The 17,016-nt window shown below is 45.2% G+C and carries 17 protein-coding genes, 1 tRNA gene, 2 rRNA genes, 1 other RNA gene and 1 other annotated feature; of the genes, 6 read left to right on the top strand and 15 right to left on the bottom strand.

Translation table 11 applies throughout. From position 1 onward, the window contains the following. The 8 genes from ACWJJS_RS19790 to tadA form a co-directional block, all read right to left on the bottom strand. Positions 1 to 76: ribosomal RNA gene (locus tag ACWJJS_RS19790) — 16S ribosomal RNA — on the bottom strand; the annotation flags it as partial. Between the two features lie 313 nt (positions 77 to 389). Beyond that, on the bottom strand, positions 390 to 653 hold the full coding sequence (locus ACWJJS_RS19785) for a pro-sigmaK processing inhibitor BofA family protein (RefSeq protein ID WP_003150686.1): 264 nt from the start codon (positions 651 to 653) through the stop codon (positions 390 to 392). Positions 654 to 713: 60 nt separating this feature from the next. After that, complete coding sequence (locus ACWJJS_RS19780; RefSeq protein ID WP_007408755.1) at positions 714 to 938, bottom strand: YaaL family protein; 225 nt, start codon at positions 936 to 938, stop codon at positions 714 to 716. An 18-nt stretch (positions 939 to 956) separates the two neighbouring features. After that, on the bottom strand, positions 957 to 1,553 hold the full coding sequence (gene recR / locus ACWJJS_RS19775) for a recombination protein RecR (RefSeq protein WP_003150697.1): 597 nt from the start codon (positions 1,551 to 1,553) through the stop codon (positions 957 to 959). Positions 1,554 to 1,567: 14 nt separating this feature from the next. Then, on the bottom strand, positions 1,568 to 1,891 hold the full coding sequence (locus ACWJJS_RS19770) for a YbaB/EbfC family nucleoid-associated protein (RefSeq protein WP_003150700.1): 324 nt from the start codon (positions 1,889 to 1,891) through the stop codon (positions 1,568 to 1,570). Between the two features lie 24 nt (positions 1,892 to 1,915). Beyond that, positions 1,916 to 3,607 (bottom strand): DNA polymerase III subunit gamma/tau, encoded by a 1,692-nt coding sequence (gene dnaX / locus ACWJJS_RS19765; protein WP_454023834.1) that lies wholly within the window; start codon positions 3,605 to 3,607, stop codon positions 1,916 to 1,918. A gap of 133 nt (positions 3,608 to 3,740) precedes the next feature. Then, positions 3,741 to 4,005, bottom strand: an RNA gene (gene ffs, locus ACWJJS_RS19760) — signal recognition particle sRNA large type. Between the two features lie 84 nt (positions 4,006 to 4,089). Then, a complete protein-coding gene (gene tadA / locus ACWJJS_RS19755; RefSeq protein ID WP_007615141.1) occupies positions 4,090 to 4,572 on the bottom strand; it encodes a tRNA adenosine(34) deaminase TadA in 483 nt (160 codons plus the stop codon). A gap of 82 nt (positions 4,573 to 4,654) precedes the next feature. Here tadA and ACWJJS_RS19750 point away from each other — a divergent pair, with 82 nt between their 5' ends. From ACWJJS_RS19750 to dck, 4 genes are all read left to right on the top strand, one after another. After that, entirely contained in the window at positions 4,655 to 5,206 is a 552-nt protein-coding gene (locus ACWJJS_RS19750; protein WP_014304186.1) for a cysteine hydrolase family protein, read from the top strand. Positions 5,207 to 5,277: 71 nt separating this feature from the next. After that, the gene (locus ACWJJS_RS19745; RefSeq protein WP_032858525.1) at positions 5,278 to 6,561 is read left to right on the top strand and encodes a LysM peptidoglycan-binding domain-containing protein; all 1,284 of its coding nucleotides are present in this window, start codon (positions 5,278 to 5,280) and stop codon (positions 6,559 to 6,561) included. Positions 6,562 to 6,656: 95 nt separating this feature from the next. Next, positions 6,657 to 7,280 carry a deoxyguanosine kinase gene (dgk, locus tag ACWJJS_RS19740; RefSeq protein ID WP_003150705.1) on the top strand — a complete coding sequence of 208 codons (624 nt, stop codon included), beginning with the start codon at positions 6,657 to 6,659 and terminating at the stop codon, positions 7,278 to 7,280. Beyond that, a complete protein-coding gene (dck, locus tag ACWJJS_RS19735) occupies positions 7,277 to 7,930 on the top strand; it encodes a deoxyadenosine/deoxycytidine kinase (RefSeq protein WP_015388792.1) in 654 nt (217 codons plus the stop codon). The genes dgk and dck overlap by 4 nt, the downstream gene beginning before the upstream one ends. Positions 7,931 to 8,060: 130 nt before the next feature. Here dck and ACWJJS_RS19730 read toward each other — a convergent pair. Next, positions 8,061 to 8,153: transfer RNA gene (locus tag ACWJJS_RS19730), tRNA-Ser, on the bottom strand. A gap of 217 nt (positions 8,154 to 8,370) precedes the next feature. Here ACWJJS_RS19730 and ACWJJS_RS19725 point away from each other — a divergent pair. Continuing rightward, entirely contained in the window at positions 8,371 to 9,516 is a 1,146-nt protein-coding gene (locus ACWJJS_RS19725; protein ID WP_454023833.1) for a glycerate kinase, read from the top strand. An 11-nt stretch (positions 9,517 to 9,527) separates the two neighbouring features. Here the strand turns inward: ACWJJS_RS19725 and serS are convergent, their stop codons facing one another. From serS to guaB, 5 genes are all read right to left on the bottom strand, one after another. Beyond that, positions 9,528 to 10,805: a serine--tRNA ligase gene (serS, locus tag ACWJJS_RS19720; protein ID WP_003150709.1), complete on the bottom strand. Its 1,278-nt coding sequence runs from the start codon at positions 10,803 to 10,805 to the stop codon at positions 9,528 to 9,530. Between the two features lie 54 nt (positions 10,806 to 10,859). Then, positions 10,860 to 11,072: a binding site (T-box leader), on the bottom strand. Between the two features lie 52 nt (positions 11,073 to 11,124). Beyond that, positions 11,125 to 11,715, bottom strand: a complete 591-nt coding sequence (gene pdxT, locus ACWJJS_RS19715) for a pyridoxal 5'-phosphate synthase glutaminase subunit PdxT (protein WP_007615126.1) — start codon at positions 11,713 to 11,715, stop codon at positions 11,125 to 11,127. Positions 11,716 to 11,736: 21 nt separating this feature from the next. After that, positions 11,737 to 12,621 (bottom strand): pyridoxal 5'-phosphate synthase lyase subunit PdxS, encoded by an 885-nt coding sequence (gene pdxS, locus ACWJJS_RS19710; RefSeq protein WP_003150714.1) that lies wholly within the window; start codon positions 12,619 to 12,621, stop codon positions 11,737 to 11,739. A gap of 196 nt (positions 12,622 to 12,817) precedes the next feature. Next, positions 12,818 to 14,149 (bottom strand): D-alanyl-D-alanine carboxypeptidase, encoded by a 1,332-nt coding sequence (dacA, locus tag ACWJJS_RS19705; RefSeq protein WP_454023832.1) that lies wholly within the window; start codon positions 14,147 to 14,149, stop codon positions 12,818 to 12,820. 152 nt (positions 14,150 to 14,301) lie between these two features. Then, a complete protein-coding gene (guaB, locus tag ACWJJS_RS19700) occupies positions 14,302 to 15,768 on the bottom strand; it encodes an IMP dehydrogenase (RefSeq protein ID WP_003150717.1) in 1,467 nt (488 codons plus the stop codon). A gap of 120 nt (positions 15,769 to 15,888) precedes the next feature. Here guaB and ACWJJS_RS19695 point away from each other — a divergent pair, with 120 nt between their 5' ends. Further along, on the top strand, positions 15,889 to 16,839 hold the full coding sequence (locus tag ACWJJS_RS19695) for a YaaC family protein (RefSeq protein ID WP_070082678.1): 951 nt from the start codon (positions 15,889 to 15,891) through the stop codon (positions 16,837 to 16,839). Between the two features lie 44 nt (positions 16,840 to 16,883). Here ACWJJS_RS19695 and rrf read toward each other — a convergent pair. Then, positions 16,884 to 16,999, bottom strand: a 5S ribosomal RNA gene (rrf, locus tag ACWJJS_RS19690). Positions 17,000 to 17,016: the final 17 nt, after the last annotated feature.

The raw sequence follows: 17,016 nt of genomic DNA, 5'->3' as shown, positions 1-17,016 counted from the left end.
CATCTGTCCGCTCGACTTGCATGTATTAGGCACGCCGCCAGCGTTCGTCCTGAGCCAGGATCAAACTCTCCGATAAATGGATCACAGACTAAGTTCACTGCATCCTGCAGTAACGTCTGTGTGATCTGCATCATGCAGACCTTAGTTTGACTGACTACGCACATCGCTGTGCGATTTATTTAAAACTTTGAATTAACAGGTACGTTTTGTCTTGTTTAGTTTTCAAAGAACTTTGTCCATCGCTCTTGAAGCGACTTAATTATTATAACATCTCAGTGTCAGTATCGTCAATAACTTTTTAAAATTTCTTTTTCAAGAATTCGTTTCGTCATCAGCGACGTATATTAGAATACCACCCATGATCCAACATGTCAACAATAATCGACAAATTAAATGATGAAGCGTTTAATGACTATCAAAGCCGCAATGCCGGGAATTCCCAGAATCCCGCTGATGCCCGTTGTAATCAGGTTAACAGGGATATGAATACCGAGACTACCGCCGAACAAGTTCACACCCACCAACAGAATCGCGCCGGCAATAAACTTAATGGCAGTCACACCAATCCACCTTAACGGTTTTGAAGATACTCCCCATAAAAAAAGCAAAGCAACCAGACCGACAATCAAACCGATAATGAAAAAAGGCTCCATGAATCTTCCCCCTCGCTTGTTTAGTACAAGCTTATGAGAAGATTCCGGAGAATAGACCTCTTACTTCCATCTGCTCATTTTCAAATTCCGCTGCTTCGCTTCTTTCAAATAAAAAAAGTACTTAGATTCAGCGACTTTCAGCTCAAACAACACTTCAGCGGAGGGCTCTAGACTTTTCTCGACCAGACTCTTCTGTCTGTTCCATTCTTCTTTTTGTTTAAAGAGCTGTTCTATCAGCTTCTCGTCAAACTCTTTTCTTAATGTATTTCTGCGAAGAAAACCCATGCCTTGCCTTTTCCTCCCTTACAATTCACGTCTTCCTTCAAGAGCTTTTGAAAGAGTGACCTCATCAGCATATTCCAAATCACCGCCGACGGGCAGACCGTGGGCAATACGGGAGAGCTTGATGCCTGAGGGCTTTAACAGCCTTGATATATACATCGCTGTTGCTTCCCCTTCAATATTAGGGTTGGTTGCGAGAATAACTTCTGTCACTTGATCATCCTGAAGACGTTTCAGCAGCTCCGGAATCTTAATATCCTCCGGGCCGATGCCGTCCATTGGTGAAATCGCGCCGTGAAGAACATGATACTGGCCGTTATATTCCTTCATTTTCTCCATTGCGATCACATCCTTAGGGTCCTGCACGACACAAATAACAGACTTATCCCTTCTTGTGTCCTCACATATATAACAAGGGTCCTGATCTGTAATATGTCCGCAAATCGAGCAATATGTCAGATTCCGCTTCGCATTGACAAGCGCCTTAGCAAAATCCAATACTGTGTCTTCTTTCATACCTAGAACAAAAAAAGCCAGACGAACCGCTGTTTTCGGTCCGATCCCTGGCAATTTCATAAAGCTGTCAATCAGCTTTGATATTGGTTCAGGATACTGCATGTTTATTTATCCCCCTAGAATAAACCCGGTATGTTCATTCCTTTTGTAAATTGTCCCATTGTCTCATTCGTCATGTCATCCACTTTTTTGAGGGCGTCGTTTGTCGCAGCAAGAACCAGGTCCTGAAGCATTTCGATATCTTCCGGATCAACAACTTCTTCTTTAATGGCAACGTCTACAACTTCTTTTTGGCCGTTGACTTTTACAGTCACCATACCGCCGCCCGCTGTGCCTTCAAGCACTTTTTCAGCAAGTTCCTCCTGAGCCTTCGCCATATCCTTTTGCATTTTTTGCATTTGTTTCATCATTTTTTGCATGTTTCCCATTCCGCCACGCATATTCAATCACTCTCTTTCATCTTATTAGTCTTTTATTTCGATTAAATCCGCTCCGACAAGTTTTTTCGCCTCTGCAATCAGCGGATCTTCTTCAGCCGGTTCGTTTGATCCTTCACTTTCCTGCTGGTGATCATTTAAAAATTCTTCTCTTATTTTACCCCATTGTGCTTCCGGAACGCCAATCAAATCCATTCTTTTCCCGAGCATTGATTCGAGAATCTGTTCAAGATTCGTACGGACTCCGTTATTGTCTTCTGCAACCATTTTACAATGGATTTCGTATTTAAATTTAAGCACAAATGCCTTTTGAGCAGCGGCCACCGGTTCACTGTCATTCAAAAGAGCCGCATGAGATACCTTATTCTGCTGTTTCAGGTGTGCCAGCAGCTTGCCCCAGCTGCTTTTAAGCTGTTCAAGATCAGGTCTTGTGGCTTCCTTCAATATCTCATGAATTCTTCCGACCGGGGCTTTATAATGGCTTTTTCCGCCTTTTTGAGGACGCGGAGCTTCTTTCGGAGCGCTTTCCATCTGAACCTTCACACCGGAGGTTTTCAGCCTTTCTACTTCCTGCTCAAGCTGCTGGATCTTATTCATCAGCATGCCGACCTCAGGGATGTCTCCGGCGGATTGCTGTGCCGTCTGGCATATTTTCACGACAGCCACTTCAAAAAAGATTCTTGGGTGGTTCGTCCACTTCATTTCCTGATGGCTTTTATTCAGGATATCAATCATCTCATATAAAGCGGGGGCCGGTATGTCACCGCTCAGATTCCGAAACGTTTCATCGACCTTCACCTTCTCCAGGACTCCTTCTAAACCGGGAGCGGCCTGGTACAAGAGCATATCCCTGAAATAGAAAATCATATCTTCAATCAGTTTGGCCGCATCTTTCCCCTGCTGGAGCAATTCATTCAGTGTTTCCAATGCCTCGGAAACCTGTTTGCGGTGAAGAGCAGATGCCAGTTTTCCAATATAGTGCTGAGAAACGGCTCCGGTAATGAGCAAAGCGTCATCCACCGACAGCTCCTCGCCGCTGAATGATACAGCTTGATCGAGCAGGCTCAGCGCGTCCCTCATTCCTCCGTCCGCAGCACTCGCTATGATATCAAGGGCTCCTTCTTCCACCTTCAGCTGCTCTGCATCGACGATTGTCTTCATTCGTCCGACAATTGCTTTGGATGTAATCCGTTTGAAGTCAAAACGCTGACATCTGGAGATAATGGTTAAAGGAATCTTATGAGGCTCAGTCGTAGCTAATATGAAAATGCAATGTGCCGGCGGTTCTTCCAGCGTTTTCAGAAGCGCATTGAATGCGCCGATAGAGAGCATATGCACCTCATCTATAATATATACCTTGTAAGTAACGGCCGACGGGGCAAATTTTACTTTGTCACGGATGTCGCGGATTTCGTCTACGCCGTTATTCGACGCCGCATCTATTTCAATCACATCTGATATAGAGCCATTTGTGATCCCCTTGCATGCCGCGCACTCATTGCACGGTTCTTCTACAGGGGCGTGCTCACAGTTGACTGCTTTCGCAAATATTTTAGCTGCACTGGTTTTTCCCGTTCCCCGCGGTCCAGAAAACAGATATGCATGAGAAAATTTCTTTTGCAAAAGGGCATTTTGCAGCGTTTTCGTAATGTGTTCCTGTCCGACCACATCTCCAAACTGCTGAGGCCTAAATACTCGATATAAAGCTTGGTAACCCACAGGATGCGCCCTCCTCTGTTATTCATCATGTTTATTATACATGAACGTGCTTTTAACGCCAAAACCCGTTTTTCATATACGAAAAAACTCACCTGCCATAAACAGGTGAGTCTGAAATTTGATGATTGATTTACCGTGCACCTTCTGTCGATTCGCTACCCTAAGCGTTACTTAAGCAGTTAGCTCAGCCCAGGCAACCCTGCGGCACATGAGAGGTTTCACTTAATGCTGCTTCCTTCCGGACCTGACATGGTTCATGAATTCCCATTGCGCAGGACCCAGACGTCAACGCCACTTACTTAAGGCAGACCTTACAGTAAACGAACCTCGAGAAGGGATTCGGCCCCGCTAGAGCGGATTGCGGGTACAGGGCACCGCTACCTCCCCGCTTAGCACGGCAAAATAAATATCAAATTTTGATATGCGCACCATTCATGATGCACACATAAGTATATCTGCTTCAGGCAGAAAATGCAACCGTACTACTCAGACAACTTTTTCCTCATGTCTTTCTTTTGCCGGCGCAGCTTTCTGAAAAAAGCGCTGAGCATTTCTCCGCACTCTTCTCCGAGCACGCCGCTCACCACTTCCGCTTGGTGGTTGAACCGCTCTTCCTGCAAGAGGTTCATCAGCGTTCCTGTACAGCCCCCCTTGGGATCAAATGCGCCGAATACGACCTTATCGACTCTCGAAAGCACGACGGCTCCCGCGCACATCGGACACGGCTCCAAAGTGACATAAAGAACGGCATCCTCAAGTCTCCATGTCCCCAGCTTACGGCACGCTTCGTCTATCGCCAGCATTTCGGCGTGGGCAAGCGACCTCTGTTCAGTCTCCCGCAGATTATGCGCCCGCGCCACGATCTCATCATGCAGAACAAGAACTGCTCCGATCGGCACTTCACCTTTCGCTTCGGCTTTCTTCGCTTCTTTTATGGCTTCTCTCATATAATATTCATCATTCATAGGTTCGAGCTCTCTTCTTAAGTTTTTTCATGTCTCATAAAGGTTAAAATAGGAATACCCCAGCAGAAAGGAGTTGCCGGTATTGTCTGAACCTAACAACACAGCCCTTCTGATTGTCGATATGATCAACAATTTTCAATTTGATATGGGCGAACGTCTTGCTGAAAAAACCAAACAAATTGTCCCCCGTATTTTATCATTAAAGAAGCATGCAAAACAAAGCAACTGGCCGATTATTTATATTAATGATCATTACGGGCTCTGGAAGGCTGATATTGATGCTATCAGGGAGGAATGCAGCAACGACAGAAGCGCCTCCATTATAAAAGATATTTCGCCTCAGCCGGATGATTATTTTCTCATTAAACCGAAGCATTCCGCTTTTTACGAAACGGCGCTTCACACCCTTCTGACCGAATTACAAGTGAACCGATTAATCATCACGGGGATTGCCGGGAACATTTGTGTGCTGTTCACGGCCAACGACGCTTATATGAGAGAATACAGCATTGCCATTCCGAAAGACTGCACCGCTTCCAATAACGACGAAGACAATGATTTCGCTTTGACCATGATGGAGAATGTTCTCTTCGCAGAAATAACCACGGAAAAACAAATTACCGCCGAAAAATAAACATGATCAGCCTCCTTTTTTCATATATTTGATAGCGGATATGAAAGGAGGCGTTTTTCATTCAGATCTATATAGTGAAACGGGGCGACACGCTTTCCGCTATTGCGGCGCGCTACCGGACAGCCGCAAATGTCATTGCGGAAGCAAATAAACTGCCTAATCCCAATACATTGGTTGTCGGACAAACCCTTGTCATCCCGATTGAGGGTCAATATTACGAAGTAAAACAAGGTGATACTCTCGCGTCAATCGCCGGCCGTTTTCATATATCGGCCGCGGAGCTTGCGAGGGTGAACGGAATTCAGCCCGGCACCACATTGAGAGTCGGAACCCGCCTTTACATTCCGCAGCAGGCGAATAAGCCCGATATCGAATCAAACGCATATATAGAACCGCGGGGAACGAGCGTAAGCGCTAATCTGCAGCAGGCGGCAAGGGAGGCCTCTCCTTATTTAACATACCTCGGCGCATTCAGTTTTCAAGTGCAGCGGAACGGAACTTTAAAGGAACCGCCTCTGACCAATTTAAAAAGCATCAGTGACAGGCACAACACCACACTGATGATGATCATCACCAACCTTGAAAATGACGCATTCAGCGATGAACTCGGGCGGCTCATCTTGAATGACAATACAGTGAAAACAAAACTCTTTCAGGAAATCGTCTCCACGGCTAAAAAGTACGGCTTTCGCGATATTCACTTTGATTTCGAATATTTACGTCCACAGGACAGGGAAGCTTACAATCGCTTTTTACGTGAAGCGAGAACGATTTTTCATCGGGAAGGCTGGAAGATTTCAACGGCGCTTGCTCCGAAAACGAGCGCGACTCAGGCCGGCAAATGGTACGAAGCTCATGACTATAGGGCACATGGAGAAATCGTCGATTTTGTCGTGATTATGACATATGAGTGGGGGTACAGCGGAGGCCCGGCTCAGGCCGTATCACCTATCGGCCCTGTAAGAAATGTCATCGAGTACGCGCTGACGGAAATGCCTTCTTCAAAAATCGTCATGGGCCAGAATATGTACGGCTATGATTGGACACTGCCTTTCAAACAGGGAACGACAGCGAAAGCCGTCAGTCCTCAGCAGGCAATCGCTCTGGCCGCACGCTATAAAGTCGACATTCAATATGACGAAACCGCCCAGGCTCCCTTCTTCCGATACACGGATGCAAATCAGAAACGGCATGAAGTATGGTTTGAAGACGCACGATCCATTCAAGCGAAATTCAATTTAATTAAAGAACTTCATTTAAGAGGAATCAGCTATTGGAAACTCGGCCTTTCTTTCCCGCAAAACTGGCTTTTGCTCGGCGATCAATTTCATATTGTAAAAGAGACGTTTCGTTAATTGGAAGCGTCTTTTTTCATGGGCTTTTCTGTGAGTGTGATACAATATAAAGGCCGGCAGCTGACGGATGTTTGCAGAATTAAGGAGGATTTTCAATGAACAGAGCCCCTTTTATCGCGGTAGAAGGTCCTATCGGGGCAGGAAAAACGACACTCGCTACGATGCTTTCTGAAGAGCTCGGTTTTCCTATGATTAATGAGATTGTGGAAGACAACCCTTATCTCGATAAGTTTTATGACAATATCGAGGAGTGGAGTTTCCAGCTTGAAATGTTTTTTCTATGTCACAGGTATAAACAGCTTGAAGACACCGATCGAGATTATTTAAAACAAGGACAGCCCGTTTTGTCCGATTATCATATTTATAAAAATGTTATTTTCGCAGAGCGTACATTGCACGGCCAAAAGCTTGAGAAGTATAAGCAGATCTATCATCTGCTCACTCACGACCTGCCGAAGCCCAATATCATTGTATACATAAAGGCAAGCCTGCCGACATTGCTTCAACGCATTGAAAAACGCGGGCGCCCGTTTGAGAAAAATATCGAACATCAATATCTGGAACATCTCATTGCAGATTACGACACAGCCATCAGACAGCTTCAGGAAGAAGATCCGGATATATCTGTACTGACCATTGACGGTGATACTGAAGACTTTGTTTTGAATAAGACAGACTATGAAAGAATTGCCCGTCAGGTAAAGGAGCTTATTAAATGAAAGACATTCATATTCCAAACAATGCCATTATAACAGTAGCAGGAACGGTAGGAGTCGGAAAATCGACTTTGACCAAAGCTTTAGCAAAACGGCTCGGGTTTCATACCTCACTTGAGGAAGTGGATGAAAACCCTTATTTAGAGAAGTTTTATCACGATTTTGAACGCTGGAGCTTCCATTTGCAAATTTATTTTCTGGCTGAGCGGTTCAAAGAGCAGAAAAACATGTTTGAATCAGGCGGCGGATTCGTACAGGACCGTTCGATTTATGAAGATACAGGCATATTCGCAAAAATGCATGCGGATAAAGGAACCATGTCGCTGACAGATTACACAACATACACAAGCCTATTTGAGGCGATGGTCATGACGCCGTATTTCCCGCATCCTGATGTTTTGATCTACTTAGAAGGCGACCTTGAATACATTATAAGCCGGATTGAAAAGCGGGGCCGCGAGATGGAGCTGCAGACAAACCGCTCTTATTGGGAAGAGATGTATACACGGTACGAAGACTGGATCAGCGGTTTTAACGCCTGCCCTGTGCTGAAAGTACGCATTGAAGATTATGACCTTGAAGCTGATGAACAGTCACTGGAACCTTTGATCGAAAAAATCAGTCACGTGATCAACGAAAACAGAAACAAATAAAAATAGCAAAGCGATTTTCCCCGAACAGAGAAAATCGCTTTTTTTGCATATAAAAAATCCGCTGCATCACATGCAGCGGACAAAACAATCTCCAATATATGCTCGAGTTTCATTAGGTTTAAAATCAATATGGCGGAGGAAGAGGGATTCGAACCCCCGCGGGCTTTGACACCCCTGTCGGTTTTCAAGACCGATCCCTTCAGCCAGACTTGGGTATTCCTCCGTATCGACATTTAATAATATACCACATGACCCAAATTTCAGTCAAGCGCTTTTTCATATTTTTTATTTCATTTCTTAAACAGCTTTTCCGTCAGCTTTACTATCATACAAAAGTCTTGCGTCCAATTCAACCTCAGTATGCCATACGGGCAGGAAAACACAGTATAAATCAAGAATAGATTCAAACAGATAACCTGCTCATAAAGGTGGAGAACATAATGAAAATCATCATTGCACCCGATTCTTTCAAAGAAAGCATGACATCAAAAGAAGCAGCTGACAGCATAAAAAAAGGATTCAAAGCGGTCTTCCCTGACGCGGAATATACCAAGATACCCGCGGCTGATGGCGGAGAAGGAACCGTTCAGGCTTTGACGGATGCCACTGGCGGAAGCATCATCAAAAAAACTGTGACCGGTCCGCTGGGAACACCGGTAAACGCCGCATATGGACTTCTGGGAGACGGACGCACGGCAGTCATTGAAATGGCGGAAGCATCGGGACTCCATCTCGTTCCCCGCCACCTCAGAGATCCGTTGAACACAACGACAAGAGGAACGGGTGAACTGATAGCGGATGCAGCCTCCCGCGGGGCGAGTGAGATCATCATCGGGCTTGGCGGGAGTGCAACCAATGACGGCGGAACAGGAATGGCGAGCGCGCTCGGTGTGCGTTTCTTAAATGAGGAAGGTCAGGAGATACCTGACGGCGGAGGCGCTCTGCACACCCTAGCTTCTATTGATATAAGCGGGCTCTCCCCTGATCTGAAACATATCCGTTTTCGTGCCGCATGTGATGTCGAAAATCCCCTGACCGGTGAAAACGGCGCGTCATATGTCTTCGGCCCGCAAAAAGGGGCGTCCGAGAAGACTAAAGTTGTATTGGATTGCAATTTACGCCATTTCGCTGACGTATTGAGACGTCAGCACGATATCGAAGCGGATACCGTAAAAGGCGCGGGCGCCGCAGGGGGGCTGGGCGCTGGACTGATCGCTTTCTTACAGGCAGAACTTCAAAGCGGGATTGACGTTGTATTAGATACACTGTCCTTCTCAGATCAGATAAGAGATGCTGACCTTGTCATTACCGGAGAGGGCCAGATTGACGGACAAACGATATTCGGTAAAACCCCCGCCGGGATCGCCTCACGCGCAGCCGCTCAAGAAATTCCCGTTATCGCATTGGCGGGCTCCTTAGGCAAAAATTTCGAGCATGTTTACAGCGCAGGAATAACAGCTGTATTTTCTATCGTGCCCGGCGCTGTAAGTCTTGAAGACGCCTTAGCATCCGGCCGTTTTAACCTTGAAAGCACAGCTCGGAATGCCGCCGCTCTATACCGGGCAGCAAAAAAGGCGCGCCTCTAGGGCGCACCTTTTTATGGTTTGATGACTTCTTTATTTCCCATATAAGGACGAAGCACTTTAGGAATGATGACACTTCCGTCTTCCTGCTGGTAGTTTTCCAAGATGGCAGCTACTGTTCGGCCGACTGCAAGACCTGAACCGTTTAATGTATGCACATGCTCCGGCTTGCCTTTCGCTTCGCGTCTGAAACGAATGTTCGCACGCCTTGCCTGGAAGGCTTCAAAGTTGCTGCAAGAAGAAATTTCACGATATGTGTCTTGGCTTGGAATCCAAACCTCAATATCGTACTTTTTCGCAGCTGTAAAGCCGAGATCACCGGTACACATGCTCATGACGCGATACGGCAGTTCAAGCAGCTGAAGCACCCGCTCAGCTTGATTTGTCAGTTTTTCAAGCTCCTCATAAGAATCTTCCGGCTTCACGAACTTTACAAGCTCAACCTTGTTGAACTGATGCTGACGGATCAAACCGCGTGTATCACGGCCGGCGGATCCCGCTTCTGAACGGAAGCAGGCGCTGAACGCGGCATAATTGATCGGCAGGTTCTCACCTGATAAGATTTCATCGCGGTGCATATTTGTAATCGGCACTTCCGCCGTCGGAATTAAGAAATAATCCTCTTCTCTGATTTTAAAAGCATCCTCTTCAAATTTAGGAAGCTGTCCCGTACCTGTCATGCTCGTACGGTTTACCATATAAGGAGGAATGACTTCCGTGTAATCATATTCATCAACGTGAAGATCCAGCATAAAGTTGTAGAGCGCGCGTTCGAGGCGGGCGCCTAATCCTTTATAAAACACAAACCGGCTGCCTGTTACTTTTGAAGCGCGTTCGAAATCAAGAATGTTTAAGCGGTCTGCGATATCCCAATGAGGTTTCGGCTCATATGAAAATGCCGGCGCCTCTCCCCACTTGCGAATTTCAATGTTATCATCTTCCGTTTCTCCGACGGGCACTGAATCGTGCGGGATGTTCGGAATAGACAGAAGGATGGTTTCGAGCGTCGTTTCGACAGTACGAAGCTCTTCATCAAGCTTCTTAATTTCTTCGCCTACTTCACGCATCTCTTTAATAATATGATCAGCGTCTTTTTTCTCCCGTTTCAAAACGGCGACCTGCTGAGACACTTCATTGCGTTTTCCCTTCAGTTCTTCTACTTTACCGATAAGCTCTCTTCTCTTTTCATCCAGCTCTTCAAACTTGTCAAAGTCAGATAAGTCTTCGCCTTTTGGAATGAGCTTCGCTTTTACCTCTTGAAAATTGGCTCTCAGCACCTTCGTATCAATCATGCCTAACAACTCCTATCTGTTTTTATCGAAAATAAAAAAGAGCCCTCATCCCCTAAAAGGGACGAGAGCTCTCGCGTTGCCACCCTGATTGAAAACAAGCTCACACTTGCTTCCCGCTTTAACACATAACGGTTTTCCCGTAAATGCCTACTTGTTTTCAGCATTTCGCTCAAGGACGGATTCGGACAGCATCTTTCACCGATTCACACCACCCATCGGCTCTCTTTGAAAGAGGGGCTCCCTACTGCTTCCTGTCAACGCTTTTCGATCTTTATTTGTGATTATAATGTACTATAAGTATCAGCGGTTTTCAACTGTTTTATACAGCTGTTTCCTGCTTATGCTTTTCTGCCATCTTCACAAACAGCTCTGTCACCCGGTGATCATCCGTCAGTTCAGGATGGAACGAGCAGCCGAGGAAATTTCCCTGCTTTGCAGCCACGATGCGTCCGTTATGCTCACAAAGCACTTCAACATCTTCTCCGGCTTCTAAAATATGCGGTGCGCGAATAAATACACCCGTAAACGGCTCATCAAGGCCTTTAATCGTCAGATCAGCTTCAAAGCTGTCGACCTGACGGCCAAAGGAATTACGCTCGACAACAACGTTCAACAGCCCTAAATGAGCATTATCCGTTCCCGCTATCTCTTTGGCTAAGATAATCAGACCGGCGCATGTGCCGAACATCGGCTTGCCTTGGGCGGCAAACTCGCGAAGCGGCTCCATAAAATGATACGTATCCATTAAACGCCGCATTGTCGTGCTTTCCCCTCCCGGCAGGATTAAGCCGTCGATGTCATTCAGCTGTTCAGGACGCTTAATGACGACACCTTTTGAACCACATGCTTCAATTGAACGAATATGTTCTCTTACTGCTCCTTGAAGTCCAAGTACACCAATTGTTAACATGCTTCCAGCTCTCCTATGGTTTTACCATCCGCGTTCTTGCATACGCTGTTCCGGCAATAGATTTGAGATTTCGATTCCTTTCATTGCTGTGCCTAATTCTTTAGAAAGCTCAGCGATCAGTTTGTAGTCTGTGTAATGAGTCGTTGCTTCAACAATTGCTTTGGCGAATTTAGCAGGGTTGTCTGATTTGAAAATACCTGAACCGACAAATACGCCGTCAGCGCCAAGCTGCATCATCAATGCCGCGTCAGCAGGCGTCGCTACTCCGCCGGCAGCAAAGTTCACTACAGGCAGTTTGCCGTCACGTTTGATTTGAAGAAGCAGTTCATAAGGAGCGCCGAGGTTTTTAGCTTCAGTCATCAGCTCATCATCGCTCATCGCAACAACTTTGCGCACTTGCGCGTTTACTTTTCTCATATGGCGGACAGCTTCCACAATGTTTCCTGTTCCCGGTTCGCCTTTTGTACGAAGCATGGAAGCTCCTTCGGCGATACGGCGAGTTGCTTCGCCGAGATCACGGCAGCCGCATACGAACGGGACTGTATATTCATTTTTATTTAAATGAAATTCTTCGTCAGCCGGAGTCAGAACTTCACTTTCATCGATGTAATCTACCCCCATTGCTTCAAGGACACGCGCTTCAACGATATGTCCGATACGCGCTTTTGCCATTACGGGAATGGATACAGCATTCATTACTTCTTCAACGATTGTCGGATCAGCCATGCGGGCAACACCGCCGGCAGCGCGAATATCAGCCGGAACGCGTTCTAACGCCATTACGGCAACAGCTCCCGCCTCTTCCGCAATCTTCGCTTGTTCAGCATTTACAACGTCCATGATGACGCCGCCTTTTTGCATTTCCGCCATGCCGCGTTTTACACGATCAGTACCTGTTTGAGCCATTATTTGGTCCCCCTAGTCAATGTATAGTTAGATAATGTCTATCTCTTATTGTATCCCAGAAATACAATATTTCATATGGGTATTCTTATTTTACAGCGAGATGAATAAGATAGATATCATTTTTTACTAATAATTTGTTTTTTTCAGTATATTAAGCAAAAGAGCCCTAACTTTCATCAGAGCTCTTTCTTATTTCTTAAAACCAGCCTGTTACCGTGTCAACGGCGCTGTTCCAGATACCGGAGAAAAATCCGCCGATGCCGCGCATCATCTGAACAAACCAGTTTGCTTTATCTACATCATTTTTCGTTACAAGATTCACGCTGAACTCTTTGGATTTGAGGAATCCATAGTCTTTGTCACTGCCTTTGTATGTAACTGTCAGCGTTCCGACTTTCGTTCCCTTTTTCACAGGAGCCGTGATTTCTTTTTTATCTATAGTCACTTCGGCTTTATAGTTCTTTTCATCCCCGCTTTTCACAGGAATAGAAAGCGCCTTGTCAGTAACAATATCAACTTGCTTGTCTTTCCCTTTTTCAACGTCAACCGTTTTGTGCCCTTTTACTTGAGAGCCTTCAGGGTAAAGATCTTTCATTGAGAAATTGCTGTTAAATGCGTAATCGAGCATTTTTTTCGTTTCATCAAAACGTCCGGTATGCAGGTTGCCTTTTGCGTTTAATACAACGGTGATGACCCGCATTCCGTTCCGCTGTGCTGTGCTTGTAAAACAAGATCCCGCAGAATCAGTAGAACCCGTTTTTAAGCCGTCAACGCCAGGGTATTCAGAAACAAGACCTTTTAACATGAAGTTCCAGTTCGGCATGTCCATTTCATCATCAGTGCCGGCTCTGAATTTCGTTTTAGCGATGCTTGTTGTTTTGAGAACTTCCGGATAATCAGTGATCAGGCGGTCTGCAAGAAGCGCCATGTCTTTAGCAGAAACTTCACTCTCTTCTTTAACGCCTTCTCCTTGCGGCTGCTTGCCGTGAAGGTCTTCATTCACAAGCCCTGTGGCATTTTTAAAATCATAGTTTGTCATGCCTAATTCTTTGGCTTTCGCATTCATTTCAGCGACAAATTTCGTTTCAGTTCCGGCAAGAATTTCGGCAACTGCAATCGCGGCTCCGTTAGCAGAGTAAATCGCCATAGCCTGATACAGTTCTTTAACCGTGTATTTGCCGTCTTTTCGAAGGGGGACGTTTGATAAACTGTTGTCTTGAGAAATTTCATAGACATAATCATCAGGAGTATACGTTTGGTCCCATTTCACTTTTCCTTCTTTAATGGCTTCCAGAAGCAGATATTCAGTCATCATTTTTGTCATGCTGGCAATCGGCAGTCTTTTGTCTGCATTTTTACTGTATAAAATTTTTCCCGATGAAGCCTCAATCATTATCGCAGCTGATGCGTTGACATCAATCGGGTCATTGCCGGCTGCCTCCGCTTTAGACATCGGAACAAAGCAAGTTGCGGCCAGTGCCAGTACCACTAATAACACCAACAGCTGTTTCCATTTCGTGATGTTCAATCTTACGACCTCCGTCATTCATTTTAAATCTATAATTAAGCCGTTAAGGACATATTCAAATTCAAAACACAACAGTATAAATTTTATCACACTCGATATAAAAAAAATAGACAGAGTCAGCGACCCTGTCAAATGTTTTTTATTTGTAACAATTATGAGATTGTGTAGTTTGGTGATTCTTTCGTAATTTGGACATCATGCGGATGACTTTCACGAAGACCGGCACCTGTCATACGGATGAATTGAGCCTCTTCTCTTAAAGCGCGCAAGTCTTTTGAACCGCAATATCCCATACCTGAACGAAGACCGCCGACAAGCTGATACACTGTTTCTTCTACAGGACCTTTGTACGGAGTCCGTCCTTCGATACCTTCAGGGACGAATTTCTTATTTTCTTCTTGGAAATATCGGTCTTTACTGCCTTTTTCCATAGCAGCGACAGAACCCATACCGCGATATACTTTAAATCTTCTGCCCTGATAGATTTCAGTCTCTCCCGGGCTTTCTGAAGTACCGGCAAGCAGGCTTCCGAGCATTACGGCATGTCCGCCTGAAGCCAACGCTTTCGTAATATCTCCGGAGAATTTAATACCGCCGTCTGCGATGATTGTCGCGCCGTGTTTTCTCGCTTCAGTGGCACAATCATAAATGGCAGTGATCTGCGGTACGCCTACACCTGCAACGACGCGTGTCGTACAGATAGAACCAGGCCCGATTCCCACTTTGACAATATTTGCTCCGGCTTCAATCAGAGCTTTTGTCGCTTCAGCCGTTGCAACATTTCCTGCGATAATGTTCAGTTCAGGATATGTTTCACGGATTTTCGCAACTGTGTTCAGTACGCCTCTGGAATGTCCGTGAGCCGTATCAACCACGATAACGTCGACATTCGCTTCAACAAGCTTGCTGACGCGTGTCATTGTATCGCCTGTCACGCCTACCGCAGCGCCGACAATAAGGCGTCCGTGTTCATCTTTAGATGAATTCGGGAATTCGATAACCTTTTCAATATCTTTGATCGTGATAAGACCTTTTAATTTGTTTTGGTCATCCACTAAAGGAAGTTTTTCAATTTTATGTTTCTGTAAGATTTTTTCTGCTTCGTCTAATGTGGTTCCCACAGGAGCCGTAACCAGCTCTTCTTTTGTCATGACATCACTGATTTTCATTGAATAATCAGAGATAAAGCGAAGATCACGGTTTGTAATGATACCGACAAGCTTTTGATCGTCTTTATTATCTACGATCGGAACACCGGAAATTCTGTATTTCCCCATCAAATGCTCCGCATCGAATACTTGATGATCAGGTGTTAAAAAGAAGGGATTTGTAATAACGCCCCGTTCAGAACGTTTGACTTTGTCAACATGTTCAGCCTGCTGTTCGATGGACATGTTCTTATGGATAATGCCTAAGCCGCCCTGTCTGGCCATCGCAATCGCCATAGCTGATTCTGTTACTGTATCCATTCCCGCACTGATGACAGGAATATTAAGCTTTAACGTTTTTGTCAGTTCAACAGATAAATCCACATCACGCGGAAGTACGTCTGATTGAGCCGGTACGAGCAGTACATCATCGAACGTTAAGCCTTCTTTTGAAAATTTACTTTCCCACATTAGTAAATCCCCCTCTTTTCGGCAAAATATTATATGTAGATTATCAACTAGAAAACAGCATGTCAAGGAAGCGAAAAAGAGTTGAAATATTTAGATAAAGGAAAGGGTTTAAAAATACATATGAGAGATCATGAGTGGAAAGAGTTATCATTATTTTATTCCGTAGAATCTTCCCAGAAATTTCTAAATAAAGTCTATACAGAAAGCGGCATGGAAGAACCAAAACGATATGCGTTTAAGAACAGTGAGCGCTTCATATTCTTTATCAAACACGCCGAGTCCTTCTATAAGCAGGCATCTCTTTCACCTTTAGAAATTAAGCCTATTCTGTTGTTTTACGGGATGTCACAATTGCTGAAAGCCTGCCTTCTGACCACAGATCCAAGCTATCCAAGCCACGCTTCAGTACTCGCACATGGCGTGACTGCCCGGAAACGCAAAAAGCAAAATTACTCCTTTAGGGATGATGAAGTGAAGGTGCAGCGCAATGGCTTATGTATTCATGTAATGAAGCACTTATTCGGAATAGCTGGTCTTGAGGAAGAACGGTACACAATGAAGAAATTGCTGACAGCCATACCTGAATTGCATACTGTCTTTTACTTCCAAGAGAAAAAGAATTGGCTGACCCAAGTAGAGCTGAAAGATGACCTTATTTCAGTGCCTGAGCATGCGGTCATTCATTACAATATGTCTGATTCCCGCTTTGCTGAATATATCAACCATCATTTGAAATGGTCTTTTCTGAGGAAAGACCATAACCACTTGGTTTTTGAGGCTGACCCGATAGACAGAGAACCTTGGTCTTCTCCAAATTTATTGTTTCACTTGGAGAAAAATCAATATTACATTCCCTCTCAGCGTGATCACTTCCTGCATCTTCCGGAAATGATTATTCATTATTTGGTCCTCTACAATATCGGGATGATTGCAAGATATGAAACGGAGTGGTGGTATGAACTGCTGACACAGCATGTCAGTGATGATTATGTGATGATCCGCCGGTTCTTAGAGGTAACGGAACGCAAATTTCCGTATTACGTTTCTAATTTCCTGAAGCAATACTTATAAATAAAAAAGGCAGCTCATGATGAGCTGCCTTTACCGAAATAATAGCTTGGCGGCGTCCTACTCTCACAGGGGGAAACCCCCGACTACCATCGGCGCTGAAGAGCTTAACTTCCGTGTTCGGCATGGGAACGGGTGTGACCTCTTCGCTATCGCCACCAAACCATTGAGAGTGTTCTC

The organism is Bacillus sp. JK106, from assembly GCF_053663355.1.
The sequence above is the reverse complement of the archived record's forward strand: the minus strand, read 5'-3'. Positions and strand labels throughout refer to the sequence as shown.